11 protein-coding genes are annotated in these 16,723 nt (G+C 70.7%); 1 reads left to right on the top strand and 10 read right to left on the bottom strand.

Annotation, left to right across the window (positions count from 1 at the left end; genetic code table 11):
• Positions 1–48: 48 nt before the first annotated feature.
• The 10 genes from ACZ7L1_RS12630 to ACZ7L1_RS12585 all read right to left on the bottom strand — a co-directional run bounded on the left by ACZ7L1_RS12630 (position 49) and on the right by ACZ7L1_RS12585 (position 15,550).
• Complete coding sequence (locus ACZ7L1_RS12630; protein ID WP_471436577.1) at positions 49–651, bottom strand: sarcosine oxidase subunit gamma; 603 nt, start codon at positions 649–651, stop codon at positions 49–51.
• Complete coding sequence (locus tag ACZ7L1_RS12625; RefSeq protein ID WP_471436576.1) at positions 644–3,961, bottom strand: sarcosine oxidase subunit delta family protein; 3,318 nt, start codon at positions 3,959–3,961, stop codon at positions 644–646. Before ACZ7L1_RS12625 ends, ACZ7L1_RS12630 begins: the two co-directional genes overlap by 8 nt.
• 11 nt (positions 3,962–3,972) lie before the next feature.
• Positions 3,973–5,205, bottom strand: coding sequence for a sarcosine oxidase subunit beta family protein (locus ACZ7L1_RS12620; protein WP_471436574.1), 1,233 nt, complete (start codon positions 5,203–5,205; stop codon positions 3,973–3,975).
• Positions 5,202–6,488 carry a serine hydroxymethyltransferase gene (glyA, locus tag ACZ7L1_RS12615; protein WP_471436573.1) on the bottom strand — a complete coding sequence of 429 codons (1,287 nt, stop codon included), beginning with the start codon at positions 6,486–6,488 and terminating at the stop codon, positions 5,202–5,204. Before glyA ends, ACZ7L1_RS12620 begins: the two co-directional genes overlap by 4 nt.
• Complete coding sequence (locus ACZ7L1_RS12610; protein ID WP_471436571.1) at positions 6,485–7,345, bottom strand: bifunctional methylenetetrahydrofolate dehydrogenase/methenyltetrahydrofolate cyclohydrolase; 861 nt, start codon at positions 7,343–7,345, stop codon at positions 6,485–6,487. The genes glyA and ACZ7L1_RS12610 overlap by 4 nt, the downstream gene beginning before the upstream one ends.
• A 22-nt stretch (positions 7,346–7,367) precedes the next feature.
• A complete protein-coding gene (locus tag ACZ7L1_RS12605; RefSeq protein WP_471436569.1) occupies positions 7,368–9,806 on the bottom strand; it encodes a GcvT family protein in 2,439 nt (812 codons plus the stop codon).
• A gap of 207 nt (positions 9,807–10,013) precedes the next feature.
• Positions 10,014–10,979, bottom strand: a complete 966-nt coding sequence (locus ACZ7L1_RS12600) for an ABC transporter substrate-binding protein (protein WP_471436567.1) — start codon at positions 10,977–10,979, stop codon at positions 10,014–10,016.
• 13 nt (positions 10,980–10,992) lie between these two features.
• Positions 10,993–12,969 carry an ABC transporter permease gene (locus ACZ7L1_RS12595; RefSeq protein ID WP_471436566.1) on the bottom strand — a complete coding sequence of 659 codons (1,977 nt, stop codon included), beginning with the start codon at positions 12,967–12,969 and terminating at the stop codon, positions 10,993–10,995.
• On the bottom strand, positions 12,969–14,060 hold the full coding sequence (locus ACZ7L1_RS12590; RefSeq protein ID WP_471436564.1) for a quaternary amine ABC transporter ATP-binding protein: 1,092 nt from the start codon (positions 14,058–14,060) through the stop codon (positions 12,969–12,971). Before ACZ7L1_RS12590 ends, ACZ7L1_RS12595 begins: the two co-directional genes overlap by 1 nt.
• Before the next feature lie 20 nt (positions 14,061–14,080).
• Positions 14,081–15,550 (bottom strand): aldehyde dehydrogenase family protein, encoded by a 1,470-nt coding sequence (locus tag ACZ7L1_RS12585; protein WP_471436562.1) that lies wholly within the window; start codon positions 15,548–15,550, stop codon positions 14,081–14,083.
• Positions 15,551–15,757: 207 nt separating this feature from the next.
• On the opposite strand from ACZ7L1_RS12585, the gene purU reads away from it, so the two are divergent.
• Entirely contained in the window at positions 15,758–16,630 is an 873-nt protein-coding gene (gene purU / locus ACZ7L1_RS12580; RefSeq protein WP_471436561.1) for a formyltetrahydrofolate deformylase, read from the top strand.
• The last annotated feature ends 93 nt before the right edge of the window (positions 16,631–16,723 follow it).

Raw genomic sequence — 16,723 nt, 5'->3', positions numbered from 1 at the left:
GGTCTACGTCACCGAGCGACCTCCCTCCCTACCGTCCGGGAGGGCCGCTCACCCGTATTCCACGGCCGCGTCCAGCAGCCAGTCCGTCAGGTAGCCGGCGAAGGAGGAGCGCACCACTACCCAGAAGCCCGCCCTGGCTTCGTCGCGGGCGACCAGGACGACCTGCGTACGTGCCAGCGTCGTCTGGGCGCAGCGACCGGGGCCGAAGGCGCGTGGGTGCAGGTCCAGGGCGCAGCCGTGGGACAGCAGGTCACGGGCGCGGGGTCCGGCGACCAGGAGAGTGGTGCGCTGGGCGGAGACGTCGGTGACGGAGACGGGTTCGTCTCCGGCCGCCGCACGGATCCGGCCCTCCAGCTCCCGCTGGGTTCCGGGCGGGCCCACCAGCAGCCATTCGTCGGGACCGAGCCACACCGCGGTCAGGTCGCCGGCCCGTACCACGGTGTTCGGCTCCAGGGGCAGTTGGCACCCCAGGGCGAGACCCACGGCGTCCGCCGCCGGGCTCTTGGCGTCGAGGCGGACGTTCACCTGAGCCAGGAAGGGGAGTTCGGCCAGGCGGACCGCGCCCCCGCAGGAGCGCGTCGCGGCGGCCAGGCGGTCGGCGGCGTGCGCCAGGGGGCTGCGCTGCCGTGCGGTCAGGGCGGTGTCAGCCATCGCGGCGGGCTCCCTCGGGGTCGTAGAGGACGGGGTTGGCGACGGTCACCGGGACCAGCCGGTCGCCGACGGGTGCGTAGAGGCGTTCCCCGATGCGGTCGCGGCCGCCCTTGATCAGGGCGAGTGCGAAGGTCCGGCCGAGTGCCGCGCTGCGGTAGCTGGAGGTGACGTGGCCGAGCATCGGGATGGGCGGGGCGGGCAGTTCGCTGTCGGCGACCAGGTGGGTGCCCTCGGGGAGGAAGGCGGCCGGGTCCTCGGGGAGGAGACCGACGAGGTGTTTGCGGTCGGGGCGCACGGTGTCGGCGCGGGCGTAGGAGCGCTTGCCGATGAAGTCCGGCTTCTTCTTCGACACCGCCCAGCTCATGCCGAGGTCCTGCGGGGTGACCGTGCCGTCGGTGTCCTGGCCGATGATCGGGTAGCCCTTCTCGGCGCGCAGGACGTGCATGGTCTCGGTGCCGTACGGGGTGATGCCGTACGGGGCGCCGGCGTCGTACAGCGCCTCCCACAGGGCGAGGGCGTCCCAGGGCGAGACATTGATCTCGTAGGCGAGTTCGCCGGAGAAGCTGATCCGGCACACGCGCGCGTCGATGCCGGCGACGGTCGTCTCACGCCACGCCATGAACGGGAAGTCGTCGTTGCCCACGGCCAGTCGGGGCGCGAGCGAACCCAGGACCTCGCGGGAGCGGGGGCCGACGAGGGCCACGGTCGCCCACTGCTCGGTGACCGAGGTGCAGTGGACCCGTAGTTCGGGCCACTCGGTCTGGAGCCACTCCTCCATCCAGTCCAGGACGGCGGCCGCGTTGCCGGTGGTCGTGGTGACCAGGAAGCGGTCCTGCGCGAGCCGGATGACCGTGCCGTCGTCGAAGACCATGCCGTCCAGGCGGCACATCACGCCGTAGCGGATCATGCCGACCTTCAGGGTGCTCATCATGTTGGTGTAGAGCCGGTCGAGGAAGAGCGCGGCGTCCGGGCCCTGCACGTCGATCTTGCCGAGGGTGGAGGCGTCCATGAAGGCCACGCCCTCGCGGGCGGCGCGGCACTCGCGCAGTACGGCGGACTCCATGTCCTCGCCGTCCTGCGGGTAGTACCAGGGCCGCTTCCACTGGCCGACGTTCTCGAAGAGCGCGCCGTGCTCGACATGCCATGCGTGCAGGGCGGTGGTGCGGATCGGGTCGTGCAGCGGACCGCGGTCGCGGCCGGCGAGGGTGGCGAAGGAGACGGGGGTGAACGGCGGCCGGAACGTGGGCAGGCCGAGCGCCGAGATGTCCACGCCGAGAAGTTCGGCGACGACGCCGCTCGCCAGGACGCCGGCCGTCCTGCCCTGGTCGCCCCCGGTGCCGGCCGTGGTGTAGCGCTTGGTGTGCTCCACCGAGCGCAGGCCCGCCCCGGTCGCCCGCGCCAGGTCGTCGACCGTGACGTCGCGTTGGAGGTCGACGAACCGGGGGGCACCGGTGGAGGTGGGGACGGTGAACACCTGCATGGGCGGGGTGTGCGGCTGGGCGGCCACGGCCGGGAGGGTCGGCACCTCGGCGGTGTATCCCTCCGCCTCGACCGCGCGGGCGCCGGCCGCCGCGCCCTGCGCGAGAGCCGTGACGAGCTCGAAGGCCCCGTTCGCGCTGCCTGCGACCTCCACCGCCTGACGGCAGCTGTCGGGAACGAACGTGCCCAGTGCCTCGTCGTGGCGGAGCTTGCCGCCGGCCTGGCTGAACAGGTGCGCCACCGGGTTCCAGCCGCCGGAGACCAGGAGCAGGTCGACGGCGAACTCCCGTTGCCCGGCGGGCTCCCCGTACGGGGCAACCGTCACGGCGGTGAGGCGGGCCCCGCCCTCGGTGCCGGTGACGGCGTGTCCGGCCAGCACCTCGATCCCGGCGGTGCGGGCACGTTCGGCCCACTCCCCCGGCTCGGGGCGGGTGTCGACGATCGCCGCGATGTCCACTCCCGCCGCCGCCAGGTCGAGTGCGGTGGCGTAGGCGCTGTCGTTGGTGGTGAACACGACCGCGTGACGGCCGGGCAGAACGGCGTACTTGTGGAGGTACGTCCGGGCCGAGGCGGCCAGCATCACGCCGGGGCGGTCGTTGTCGCCGAATGCCAGCGAACGCTCGTGGGCGCCGGTCGCGAGGACCACGCGGCGGGCGCGGATGCGCCAGACGCGCTCGCGGGAGACGTGGTCCGGGGCCTGGGCGCCGAGGTGGTTGGTGCGGCGCTCCACGGCCAGGAGGTGGTTGTCGTCGTAGTGACCGAAGACGGTGGTGCGGCGCAGGACGCGTACCTCGGCAACGGCTTCGAGTTGAGCGCGCGTCGCCTGCACCCAGTCGAGGTGTTCGCCGGTGCCGAGCAGGCTGCCGCCGAGTTCCGGCTGGTCGTCGGCGAGGATGACGCGGGCGCCGCTGTTCGCCGCCGCCGCTGCGGCTGCGAGGCCGGCGGGGCCTGCGCCGACGACCAGCAGGTCGCAGTGGGCGTGTACGGCGTCGTAGCGGGCGGGGTCGGGTTCCGTGGCGAGGCGGCCCTGGCCGGGGAGGCTGCTCGCGACCAGTCCGTCGTAGAGCTCGACGGTCGTGGCGGGGAGCATGGGCTCGGGGAAGGGGGCCTCGATCTGGACGACCGCGTTGGGTTCTTCGACGCCGGCCGAGAAGATGCCTCTCGGACGGCCGAGTTTGATGCTGGTCGCTGCCGCGATGAGGCCGTTGGCGAGGAGGGCGGAGGCGAGGGTGTCGCCGCGGTAGCCCTGGTATTCGGTGCCGTCGAAGACGAAGGTCAGGGGGGTGTCTCGGTTCACGCGGCCGCCGGTGGGGAGGCGGAGCGGTTGGTTTTCCTCCCCCACCCCGCCCCTTCCCGAAACCAGGGGGACGTTCCCCTGGACCCCCGCCCGGGGCTCCGCCCCCGGACCCCCGGATCGCCCTTCGGGCTCGTCCTCAAGCTCCCCCAGGGGCGGTACCCCCGGACGGGCTGATGTTGCTGAACGTGGCTCGATGGTGGCCGGACGCGCCGGCGCAGTGGCCGGGCGCGGCCCCGTCGTGGCGGCCGGACGCAGCCCACCCGCTTCCGGGCGAGGCTCCCCCGCCCGGTACACCGCAAGGATCTCGTTCGTCGCCGTGTCCCGTACCGCGTTGAACCACTTGCGGCAGCCCGCCGCATGGCTCCACCGCTCGGCGAACGGGCCCTTCGGGTTGGCGCGGAAGAACAGGTAGCGCGCCCACTCCTCGTCGGTGAGGGCCGCCGGGTCCTCGGGGTAGGGCACATGGGCCTGGCCACCGTAGTGGAACTCGGCCTCGTCACGGGGCCCGCACCACGGGCAGGAAATGAGCAGCATGGTTCGGCTCCCTAGTGGGCCACCGCGGCCGCGCCGTGCTCGTCGACGAGCGCGCCGGTGGTGAAACGGTCGAGCGAGAAGGGGGCGTTCAGCGGGTGGGGTGTGTCGTTTGCGATGGTGTGGGCGTAGACCCAGCCGACCCCCGGGGTGGCCTTGAAGCCGCCCGTCCCCCAGCCGCAGTTGAGGTAGAGGTTGTCGACCGGGGTGAGGCCGACGATGGGCGAGGCGTCCGGGCTGACGTCGACGATGCCGCCCCAGGTGCGCAGCACGTGGGCGCGGGCGAAGACCGGGAAGAGTTCCAGGGCGGCGGACATCTGCTCCTCGATGATGTGGAACGCGCCGCGCTGGGTGTAGGAGTTGTACGCGTCGATGCCGGCGCCCATCACCAGCTCGCCCTTGTGCGCCTGGCTGACGTACACGTGGACGGCGTTGGACATGACGACCGTCGGGTGCACGGGCTCCAGGAGTTCGGAGACCAGGGCCTGCAACGGGTGGCTCTGCAGCGGGAGTTCGATGCCAGCCATGGCGGCGAGGACCGAGGTGTGACCGGCGGAGCACAGGGCCACCTTGCCCGCCGCGATCGGGCCGCGCGTGGTCTGCACGCCGACCACCCGGCCGCCGACCACGTCGAGGCCGGTGACCTCGCAGTTCTGGATGATGTCGATGCCGGCGGCGTCCGCGGAGCGGGCGAAGCCCCAGGCCACGTAGTCGTGCTTGGCGATACCGGCGCGCGGCTGGTAGGTGCCGCCGAGGACCGGGTAGCGCACGTCGGGCGAGGTGTTGACGATCGGGCAGACCTCTTTGACCGCTTGCGCGTCCAGCCATTCGGCGTCGACGCCGTTGAGCCGGTTGGCCTCCACCCGGCGCACGCTGTCGCGGACGTCCTGCAGGCTGTGGGCGAGGTTCAGCACGCCGCGCTGGGAGAAGAGGATCGGGTAGTCGAGCTCCTCCTCCAGCCCTTCCCAGAGTTTGAGGGCGTGCTCGTAGATGCCGGCGCTCTCGTCCCAGAGGTAGTTGGAGCGGATGATCGTGGTGTTGCGGGCCATGTTGCCGCCCGCGAGCCAGCCCTTCTCCAGGACCGCGACGTTGGCGATGCCGTGGTTCTTCGCCAGGTAGTGGGCGGTGGCCAGGCCGTGCCCGCCGCCGCCGACGATCACCACGTCGTACGACCGCCTGGGCTCGGGGCTGCGCCACAGCCGGTCGGGGTGGTCGGGGAGGTCGGCGCCGGGGGTGCGGGGGCTCATCGGACGTCTCCTGAAGGACCGGAAAGGTGCGGGTAGAGCGGGTGCTCGGCGGCCAGGGCGGCTGTGCGGGCGCGCAGCGCGGCCACGTCCGGCTCGGGCTGGAGGGCGAGCGCGATGACGTCGGCGACCTCCGTGAAGTCCTCCTCGGTGAAGCCCCGGGTGGCGAGCGCCGGGGTGCCGATGCGCAGGCCGGAGGTGACCATGGGCGGGCGCGGGTCGAAGGGGACGGCGTTGCGGTTGACGGTGATGCCGATCTCGTGAAGGACGTCTTCGGCCCGCTTTCCGTCGAGTTCGGACTCACGCAGGTCGACGAGGACGAGGTGGACGTCCGTGCCGCCCGTCAGCACCTTCACTCCGGCGGCGGCCGCGTCGGGCTGTGTGAGGCGCTCGGCGAGGATGCGGGCGCCGGTCAGTGTGCGGGCCTGGCGTTCGGCGAACTCGGGCGAGGCGGCGACCTTGAAGGAGACCGCCTTCGCGGCGATGACGTGCTCCAGGGGGCCGCCCTGCATGCCGGGGAACACCGCCGAGTTGATCTTCTTGGCGAGGTCGGCGTCGTTGGTCAGGATCACTCCGCCGCGGGGACCGCCGAGCGTCTTGTGCGTGGTGGTGGTGACCACGTGCGCGTGCGGGACGGGGCTGGGGTGCAGTCCGGCGGCGACCAGGCCCGCGAAGTGCGCCATGTCGACCATGAGGAGGGCACCGACCTCGTCGGCGATGCGGCGGAAGGCCGCGAAGTCCAGCTGCCTCGGGTACGCCGACCAGCCCGCGATGATCATCTTGGGGCGGTGTTCCTTGGCGAGCCGCTCCACCTCGTCCATGTCGACGAGGTTGTCCGCCTCGGAGACGTGGTACGGCACGACATTGAGCATCTTGCCGCTGTAGTTGATGCGCATGCCGTGGGTGAGGTGACCGCCGTGCGCGAGGTCGAGACCGAGGATGGTGTCGCCGGGCTGGAGGAGGGCGAAGAAGACCGCCGTGTTCGCCTGCGCGCCCGAGTGGGGCTGGACGTTGGCGAAGCCCGCGCCGAACAGGGACTTGACGCGCTCGATGGCCAGGCGTTCGGTGACGTCGACGTGTTCGCAGCCGCCGTAGTAGCGGCGGCCGGGGTAGCCCTCCGCGTACTTGTTGGTCGCGACCGAGCCCTGTGCCTCCATGACGGCGGAGGGCGCGAAGTTCTCGGAGGCGATCATCTCGAGGGTGGACTGCTGGCGGTGCAGCTCGGCGCCGAGGGCGGCGTGGACCTCGGGGTCCAGCTCCGCCAGCGGGGTGTTCAGCACGTTCATACGGTGTTCGCGTTCCTCTCGGCGGCCTCGACGACGTTGGCGAGCAGCATCGCCCGGGTCATGGGTCCCACTCCCCCGGGCATCGGCGCGAGCCATCCGGCGACCTGGGCGGCCTCCGGGTGGACGTCGCCGACGAGCCCGTGCTCGGTGCGGGTGATGCCGACGTCCAGGACGGCCGCGCCGGGGCGCAGCATGTCCTTGGTGATCAGTCCGGGCGAGCCGGCCGCGGCGACGACGATGTCCGCCTCGCGTACGTGCCAGGCCAGGCCCCTGGTTCCGGTGTGGCACAGGGTCACGGTGGCGTTCTCGGACCTGCGGGTGAGCAGGAGCCCGATCGGCCGTCCGACCGTGATGCCCCGGCCGATCACGCACACGCGTGCTCCGGCGAGCGGGACCTCGTACCGGCGGAGCAGTTCGACGATGCCGCGCGGGGTGCAGGGCAGGGGGGCGTCGACGCCGAGGACGAGCCGGCCGAGGTTGACCGGGTGCAGTCCGTCGGCGTCCTTGGCGGGGTCCATGCGCGTGAGGACGGCGCCCGAGTCCAGGTGGCGTGGGAGCGGGAGTTGGACGATGTAGCCGGTGCAGGCGGGGTCGGCGTTGAGTTCGTCGATGACGTCCTCGACCTGCCGCTGGGTCGCGTCGGCGGGCAGCTCGCGGCGAAGGGAGGCGACTTGGATCTGCGCGCAGTCGCGGTGCTTTCCGGCGACGTAGGCGCGGCTGCCCGGGTCGTCGCCGACCAGGACCGTGCCGAGACCCGGCGGGCGGCCGGTTGCGGCGGACGACTTGGCCACGCGCTCGGCGAGTTCGCGACGGATGGCGGCCGCGGTCGCCTTGCCGTCCAGCAGTTGTGCGGTCACCGGCGATACCTCTTCCCCACGGTCAGCCACGAAGTCGGGACATGGTCGGGTCGAACAGGGGCTCCTCGGCGACGACCGCCTCGACGCGCTGGTCGAAGTAGCCGATGTGGACCGTGGTGCCGGGGGTGGCGAGCTCGGCCGGCAGCCAGGCGTAGGCGATGCCCTTGCCGATCGTGTAGCCGTAGGCGGCGCTGGTGACGTAGCCGGCGGCGCGGTCGCCGTCGTACACCGGCTCCTTGCCCATGACGACCGAGTGCGGGTCGTCGATGGTGAGGCAGGTCAGCTTCCGCCGTACGTCCGCCTTGCGGCGCTCCAGTGCGGCCTTGCCGATGAAGTCGCCCTTGTCGAGCTTGACGGCGAAGCCGACGCCGGCCTCGTAGGGATCGTGCTCGTAGGTCATGTCGGTGCCGAAGGAGCGGTAGCCCTTCTCCAGGCGCAGGCTGTTGAAGGCGCCGCGGCCGGCGACGATGCCGCCCAGCGGTTCGGCCGCCGCCCACAGGGTGTCCCACAGCTTCTGGCCCAGGTCGGCGGTGGTGTACAGCTCCCAGCCCAGTTCGCCGACGTAACTGAGGCGCATCGCGGTGACGGGGACGGAGCCGATGTGGGCGCGCTTGGCGCGGAAGTACTTCAGGCCCTCGCCCGAGAAGTCGTCGTCGGTGAGGGGCTGGAGCACCTTGCGGGCCAGCGGGCCCCACAGGCCGATGCAACAGGTGCCGGCGGTGATGTCGCGGACCTGGACCGTGCCGTCGGCGGGGAGGTGGCGGGTGAACCAGTCGAGGTCCAGGTTGCCGTTGGCGCCGACCTGGAAGAGGTCGCGGGCCAGGCGGGCGACGGTGATGTCGCTGCGGATGCCGCCGTCGTGGTCCAACAGCAGCGTGTACGTCACCGAGCCGACGGACTTGGCGACCTTGCCGGTGACGAGGCCCTCCAGGAAGTCGGCCGCCCCGGGGCCGCTGACCTCCAGGCGCTTGAGGGCCGTCATGTCGTACAGGGCGACCGTCTCTCGGGTGACCTGGGCCTCGGCGCCGACGATGGGCGACCAGTACTGCGCGGCCCAGTCGTTGGGCGTGGGGATGGAGCGGCCTTCGACGAGCGAGGCGTTGGCCTCGTACCACTGGGGGCGCTCCCAGCCGTTCGCTTCCAGGAAGAACGCGCCGTGTTCCCGCTGGCGGGCGTGGAAGGGGCTGGTGCGGATCGGGCGCGGCCTGCCCGAGGGCTGGAGGGGGTGGAGGATGTCGTACACCTCGACGAAGTTCTGGCAGTCCCGGGCAAGGACGTACTCCGGGGAGAGCTGGTGCGGCTCGAAGCGGTTGACGTCGCACTCGTGCAGGTCGAAGGAGGAGCAGTAGCCGTCGACCAGCCATTCGGCGACGGCCCGGCCGACGCCCGCGGAGTGGGTGACCCACACGGCCTCCGCGACCCAGAAGCCCTTGACGTCCGGGGACTCACCCAGCAGCGGGTAGCCGTCGGTGGTGAAGGAGAACAGGCCGTTGATGCCCTCCTCGACCTTGGCCTCGCGGGTCGCGGGGAGCAGCGACTGGGTCTCGGTCCAGGCGTCCTCGAAGTCGTCCTCGGTGAACTTCAGGACCGAGGGCATCTGTTCGGCCTCGTCCACGGAGAGGATGTCGTCGGCGGAGACGGGCATGGGGCGGTGGCCGTAGTAACCGATGCCGATGCCGTCGAAGCGGTCGCGGTAGTAGAGGTCGGCGTCCTGGTGACGCAGGATCGGGCGGACCGCTTCCTGGGTCTGGCCGGCGAGGGCGGGAATCGGGCCGGTCCAGGCCAGCTGGTGGGCGAGCGGGGTGAGTGGCAGGTTCATCCCGACCATGCGGGCGATCTTCGGGCCCCAGATGCCGGCGCAGCACACGACGACGTCGGCGGGGATCTCTCCCCGGTCGGTCAGCACGCCGGTCACCCGGCCCTCGCTCTGCCGCACGTCGAGGACTTCGTGGCGGGCGAGGAAGCGCACGCCGCGCTCGGTGGCCCGGCGGATCTGCGCCTCGACGGCGAGGACGGCCTTGGCGAGGCCGTCGGTGGGGACCAGGAGACCTCCGAGGACCTTGTCGCGGTCGACCAGCGGGTGCTGCTCCACGCACTCGTCGGCGGTCAGCAGGCGCGCCTCGATGCCCCAGGCGGTGATCCAGCCGTGGCGGCGGTGGAGTTCGGCGAGGCGCTCGGGGGTCGTCGCCACTTCCAGGCCGCCGACCTGGAGGAAGCAGGGCTTGCCGTCGACGTCCAGGGAGCAGAACTTCTCGACGGTGTAGCGGGCCAGCTCCGTCATGGTCTTCGAGGGGTTCGTCTGGAAGACGAGGCCCGGGGCGTGCGAGGAGGATCCCCCGGTGGCCGGGAGGGGGCCCTGGTCGACCACGGTCACCTCGGTCCAGCCGCGTGCGGAGATCTCGTCGGCGAGGGCCGCTCCCACGACGCCCGCTCCGATGATGACCACTCGGGGTCCCGCCATCGCCCAACCTCCGAACTTGAAACCGGTTCAGTTGCTGTGTGCGCAACTCGATTCAGGCTGCGCAACTCAATGTGCCTGTCGCCGATGAGGGGTGTCAAGGGGTGCGTGACGTCGGAAAACAGCCCGAAACACGGCAATGCCCGGCGGGCGGTGCGCGCCTGTGCGCACCGCCCGCCGGGCGTGCTCGACCTGCTCGTCCGGGCTCGACTACTTCAGCCAGGCGTCGACCTTGTCGCGGTTGGCGTCGACCCACTTCTTGGCCGCCGCGTCGTCGGACATCTTGTCCACCGCGATGTACTTGGCCACGGTGTTCTGGTCGTCGTTCGTCCAGTTGAAGTTCTTCACCAGGTTGTACGCGGGGCTGCCGGACTTCGCGAAGCTCGCGCTGACGATCTTGTCCAGGTTGTAGACGGGGTAGTCGCACGCCACCTTGGCCGCATCCGCGTCACAGCCCGTCTTGTACGCCGGCAGGTTCACCTTGACCAGCGGCACCTCGGACATGAACCACTGCGGCTCGTAGAAGTACCCGATCATCCACTGCTTGTTCTTCTCGGCGGTCCGGAACGCCTGGATGAGCGCGGTCTCGCTGCCTGCGTACACCACCTTGAAGTTCAGCTTCAGGTTCTTCACCAGCGCCGCGTCGTTGGTGACATAGGACGGGTCGCCGTCGAGCAGCTGGCCCTTGCCGCCCGACTCGGAGGTCTTGAACTTGTCGGCGTACTTGTCGAGGTTCTTCCAGTCGGTGATGTCCGGGTGCGCCTTGGCCAGCCACGGCGGCACGAACCAGCCGATGACGCCCTTGTTGCCCGTCTGCCCGGCCTCGACGGCGGTCTTCTGCTCGGTGATGTACTTCTTCTTCAGATCGTCGTGGCCCCAGTTCTCCAGGACGGCGTCGACCTCGCCGGTCCCGAAGCCCTGCCAGGCGATCTCCTCCTTCAGATCCTTCTTGTGGACCGTACAGCCGAGATCGTGCTGCGCGACGTACGCGACGACCGCCGCGTCCGCCTCGTAGCCCACCCACGGGTTGACGGCCAGGTTGAACGTGCCGCACTTGCCGCCCGAGGACTTCGCGCCCGCGGAGGAGCTGTCGCCGACCTTCGCCCCTGCGCACGCCGTGAGGGTGAGGCCGAGGACGGCCAGGCCGGCCGCGCCGGCTTGCCAGTGTCTTGCCATGGTGTCGTGCTCCTTATGCCCTGGTGCGTCGCGCCGCAGCCTGAGTGATCCGGTCGAACATGACTCCGAGCAGTACGATGGCGAGTCCCGCCGCCAGCCCCTTGCCGTACAGCTCTCCTTGAGAGAATCCGGCCACGACGTCGTAGCCGAGGGCGCCGGCCCCTACCAGGCCGCCCACCACAACCATCGACAGCACGTAGATCAGCCCCTGGTTGGTCGCGAGAGTCAGGGCGCTGCGTGCCATCGGCAGCTGAACCTTGGTGATGATCTGCCAGGTGTTGCACCCGGCCGAGGTGGCCGCCTCCACGGTGGACTCGGACACGTTCCGCACACCGTCCGCAATGATCTTGATCGCGACGGGTGCCGCGTAGACGACGGCTGCGACGATCGCGGTGAAGCGGGTGGCGCCGAAGAGGGCCAGGAACGGCACGAGATAGACGAACGGCGGCATCACCTGTGCGGCGTCCAGGGTGGGCCGCACCAGCCGGTCCACGAGCAGGCTGCGTCCCATCCACACGCCGAAGACGACACCGAGCAGCATGACCAGCACCGTGGCCACGGCGGTGGAGGCGAGGGTCGTCATGCCGTCCGACCACAGACCCGTGCCGACGAGCAGCCCGACGCACACGGCGGCCGTCGCCCCGGCGCGCCAGCCGCCGAGCACCGCGCCGAGCGCGACCAGGGTGACGCCGACGAGCCACCACGGGGAGTCGGTGAGCAGCGTCTGGAACGGGTTGAGCAGGCCGTTGGTGATGACGTCCCGAAGCGCGTTCGTCAGGCCCGAGAGATGGTCCTGCAGCCAGGTGGTCGTGGTGTCGGCCGCGCTCGCGATGTGACTGCCGGTGCTGCCGTTGCCGGGGAAATCGGCCGCCCAGAGGTAGGTGTGGGACAGATAGACCAGGACCGCTGCCGTGATCCCGCCGGCCACCAGCAGCGGCCGGCGCCACTTGAGGAGGTGGCCGCCCGTGCGGCGGGCCGCCTCGGTGCGCGCTGCAGCCGCCGTGGTGACCCGGTCGAGGACGATGGCCATGACGACGATGGCGAGGCCGGCGTTGAAGGCGGTGCCGACGTCGAGCGACTGCAGGGCCTGGACGACGGTCTTGCCGAGCCCGGGCGCGTCGATCAGGGCGGCGATGGTCACCATGGCCAGGGCGGCCATGATGGTCTGGTTGACGCCCATGACCACCGTGCGCTTGGACATCGGCAGCAGCACCTTCAGCAGTTGCTGCGTCCGCGTGGTGCCGAGCGAGTCCGCCGCCTCGACGGTGGTCTCGGGCACGGAGCGGATGGCGTGCGCGGTGATGCGGATGGCGGGCGGTGCCGCGTAGATCACCGTGGTGATCACGGCGGAGGCCCCGCCGATGAGGAAGACCAGGGTCAGCGGGGCGAGGTAGACGAAGGTCGGCATCGTCTGCATGAAGTCCAGGAACGGCGTCATGATCCGGTTGAACCGGTCGGAGAGACCGGCCCACACACCCAGCGGGATGCCGATGAGCAACGCCACGAGGACGGCCGACAGGGTCAGCGCCAGGGTGTCCATGCTCTCCTGCCACAGCCCCTGCAGCCCGAAGAAGGTGAAGCCGGCCACGGCCAGCAGGGCGACCCGCCAGTTGCCCACGGCCCAGGAGAGGTAGCCGGTGAGGCCGACGACGCCGAGCCACCCGATCTGCGGGACCGGGCGGCCGCCGGTGGGCTGCGAGATCAGGGACTGGACGAAGGTCACCAGGTTGTCGATGGCCAGGCGGATCTCGTTGAAGAAGTACAGGAAGAGCGGGTTGGAGTTGCGGTTGGCGCCGATGCTGTCGTTGACGTCGTTCAACCAGCGGTGCAGGCCGGTGAGGTCGGCCGCGGCGAGGGCCAGCGTCTGCCGGCCGCGCAGCACGGCGAAGAGCGCCACCCAGGCGATCAGGATCGCCGCCACCACCATGGGACGGCCGACCTTTCTGCGTACGGTCGCGACCGGCGCGGCCGCGTCGGCGGCGACGGCCATCACGCACCGCCTTCCTGCCCGGCGACGACGGAGAGGATCTCCTCGTCGCCGACGATGCCGAGCAGCTTGCCGCCCTCGACCACCTTGACCGGCTTCTCGGCCGCCAGCACCGCCCGGGTGGCCTCACGCACCACGACGTCCGGGCCCAGTTCGGGGCCGTCGAGTGCGTCGTCGGGCTGCGCGGGGCGCATGATCCAGCGCAGGGTCAGGACGTCCCCGCGCGGCACGTCCTTGACGAAGTCCCGTACGTAGTCGTCGGCTGGGGCGCCGACGAGTTCGTCGCCGGTGCCGCACTGGACCATCTTGCCGTCGCGCATGATCAGGATGCGGTCGCCCAGCTTCAGGGCCTCGGAGAGGTCGTGGGTGATGAACACCATGGTCTTGCCGACCTCGTGGTGCAGGCGGATGACCTCGCTCTGCATGTCGCGGCGGATCAGCGGGTCGAGGGCGGAGAACGGCTCGTCGAAGAAGAGGACGTCGGGGTCGCCCGCGAGGGCGCGGGCGAGGCCGACACGCTGCTGCATGCCGCCGGAGAGCTGGTCGGGATAGGAGTTCTCGTATCCGGCCAGGCCCACCAGTTCCACGACCTCCAGAGCGCGCCTGGTCCGCTCGGCCTTGCCCATGCCCCGGATCTCCAGGCCGAACGCCACGTTGTCGACGACCCTGCGGTGCGGCAGCAGGCCGAAGTGCTGGAAGACCATGGAGAACTTGCTGCGCCGCAGTTCGCGCAGCCGCCTGGCGTCGGCGCCACGGATGTCGTCGCCCTCGAAGACGATCTCCCCGGCGGTGGGTTCGATCAGCCGGGTCAGACATCGCACCAGGGTGGACTTGCCGGAGCCGGACAGGCCCATGACGACGAAGACCTCGCCGGGCGACACGTCGAAGTTCACGTCGCGGACGGCGGCGGTGCACCCGGTGCGGTCCATGAGCTCGCGGCGGGTCAGCCCGCACAGTTCCTCGGAGTCCGGCACCTGGTCGGCCTTCGGCCCGAACACCTTCCACAGCCGGCGCACGGAGATGACCGGGGTCCGGTCCTGGGGGTCCTGGGACGTGCCGCGCCGCTGCGGCACCTCGGTCTGTGTGGGGGTCACGATCGACCTCTTTTCGGCGTTCAGCCGCGGAACCAGTGCTGCGGCCGGGGTTGGATGTTCTGCCAGACGTGCTTTGGCTCTCGGTATTCGTCGAGGCCGGTCGGTCCCAGCTCCCGGCCCACGCCCGAGTGCCCGAAGCCACCCCATTCCGCTTGCGGCACATAGGGGTGGTAGTCGTTGATCCAGACCGTGCCGTGGCGCAGCCGGCGGGCGACCCGCTGGGCCTTGCCGGCGTCCTGCGCCCAGACGGCGCCGGCGAGTCCGTACTCCGTGTCGTTGGCGATGCGGACGGCGTCTTCCTCGTCACGGAAGCGCTCGACGGTGAGCACGGGGCCGAAGGACTCCTCGTGCACCACGCGCATGTCCTGGCGGCACTCGTCGAGGACGGTGGGCGGATAGTAGAAGCCGCCCGCCAGCGCGGGGTCGTCGGGGCGCTCGCCGCCGCAGCGCAGTACGGCGCCCTCGGCGAGCCCCGCGGCGACGTACGCCTCGACCTTCTCCAGGTGCTGTGCGGAGATCAGCGCCCCGGTCTCCGCCTGGGGGTCGAACGGGCCGCCGAGGCGTATCAGCCGTGCGCGGCGCACGATCTCGTCGACGAAGGCGTCGTGCAGGGAGTCCTCGACGATCAGACGGGCGCCGGCCGAGCAGACCTGCCCGGAATGCAGGAAGACGGCGGTGAGCGCGAAGTCGACCGCCGTGTCGAAGTCGGCGTCGGCGAAGACGACGTTGGGGTTCTTGCCGCCGAGTTCCAGGGCGACCTTCTTGACCGTCGCGGCGGCGGTGGCCATGATGCGGCGCCCCGTCCCGAGGCCCCCGGTGAACGACACCATGTCGACGGCCGGGTGCTCCGACAGGGGTGCGCCGACCTCCGCTCCGGCGCCCAGGACGAGGTTGGCCGCGCCGGCCGGGAGCCCGGCCTCCTCGAGCGCCTTCATCAGCAGGATCGAGGTGGAGGGCGTGAGCTCGCTGGGCTTGAGCACGATGGTGTTGCCCGCGAGGAGGGCCGGGGCGACCTTCCAGGACGCCTGCAGCAGCGGGTAGTTCCAGGGGGTGATCAGTCCGCAGACACCGACGGGTTCGTAGGTGACCCGGCTGAGGGCGTCCTCGCGCCCGGTGTCGACCACCCGGCCGGCGCTGGTGCCGGCGATGCCGCCGTAGTAGCGGAAGCAGGAGACGACGTCGGCGATGTCGTACTCGCTCTCGACCAGGCGCTTGCCGGTGTCGAGCGACTCGGCGCGGGCGAACTCCTTGGCGTCGCGCTCGAGGATGTCGGCGGTGCGCAGCAGCAGGGCGCCGCGCTCGCGCTCGGGGGTGCGCGGCCAGGGGCCTTTGTCGAAGGCGCGCCGGGCCGCGGCGATCGCGGCCTCGGTGTCGGCGCGTGTGCCCTCGGACACGGTCGCGACCGGCGTGCCGTCGGCGGGACAGCGGATCTCCCGGTGGCCTCCGGCCACCGCCTCGCGCCATTCTCCGTCCACATACAGGTCTGCCACGCGCGGAGCCCTTCGACCGTTTCGTTGCGCATAGCGCATCGAATTGCTTGTGGGGGAACCCTGACCGAAGGGCCGACGTACGTCAAGAGGTCCCGCCGTTTTCACAAGGGACGAACGTCCCCGGTCTTGACCCCCGACCGCCTTCACCCCAACCATGTTGCGTATTGCTCATCGTGTTGTGCATTACGCATCGACGGAGGCCTGCGCATGTCCCCTCGACCGCAACCCGGCGACGAGTACGTCCTCACTTTCTCGTGCCCGGACAGGGCCGGACTGGTCCATGCCGTGAGCGGCTTCCTCGTCAGGAACTCGGGCAACATCCTGCAGAGCCAGCAGTTCGACGACCGCCTTCAGGACCGTTTCTTCATGAGGGTCCACTTCGATGTGTCCGATCCGGACATCACCCTGGAACAACTGCGTTACCGCTTCGGCCCCGTCGCCGAGGCCCACGGCATCTCCTGGACCCTCCAGGACGCCGCGACGCCGACCCGGACGCTGATCATGGTCTCGAAGTTCGGTCACTGCCTCAACGACCTGCTCTTCCGCCGCCGCACCGGCGCCCTCAACATCGAGATCCCGGCCATCGTCTCCAACCACCGGGACTTCGAGGCCCTCGCGGAGACCTACGGCATCCCCTTCCACCACGTCCCGGTGACCAAGGAGACCAAGTCCGAGGCCGAGGCGCACCTGCTGGAGCTGGTCCGGGAGCTGGACGTCGACCTCGTGGTCCTGGCCCGCTACATGCAGGTGCTCTCCGACGACCTGTGCAAGGAGCTGGAGGGCCGCGCCATCAACATCCACCACTCCTTCCTGCCGAGCTTCAAGGGCGCGAAGCCCTACCAGCAGGCGTACGAGCGCGGCGTGAAGCTGGTCGGCGCGACGGCCCACTATGTGACGCCGGATCTGGACGAGGGCCAGATCATCGAGCAGGACGTGGTCCGGGTGGACCACTCCCTCGACCCCGACGAACTCGTCACGGTCGGCCGCGACGTGGAGGCCCAGGTCCTGGCCCGCGCGGTGAAGTGGCACACCGAGAGCCGCGTGATGGTGGACGGCAACCGCACGGTGGTCTTCCGCTGAGCACCCTGCCGAACGGGCGGGGCCGGAACCTCCGGGGTTCCGGCCCCGCCCGGCGTTCGTACACGGCTGTTGTATACGGCTGCCGGCACATAC

This window comes from Streptomyces sp. NPDC107546 (assembly GCF_055639175.1).
Note: the sequence above shows the minus strand (reverse complement) of the source record. Positions and strands in the feature narration are given on the sequence as shown.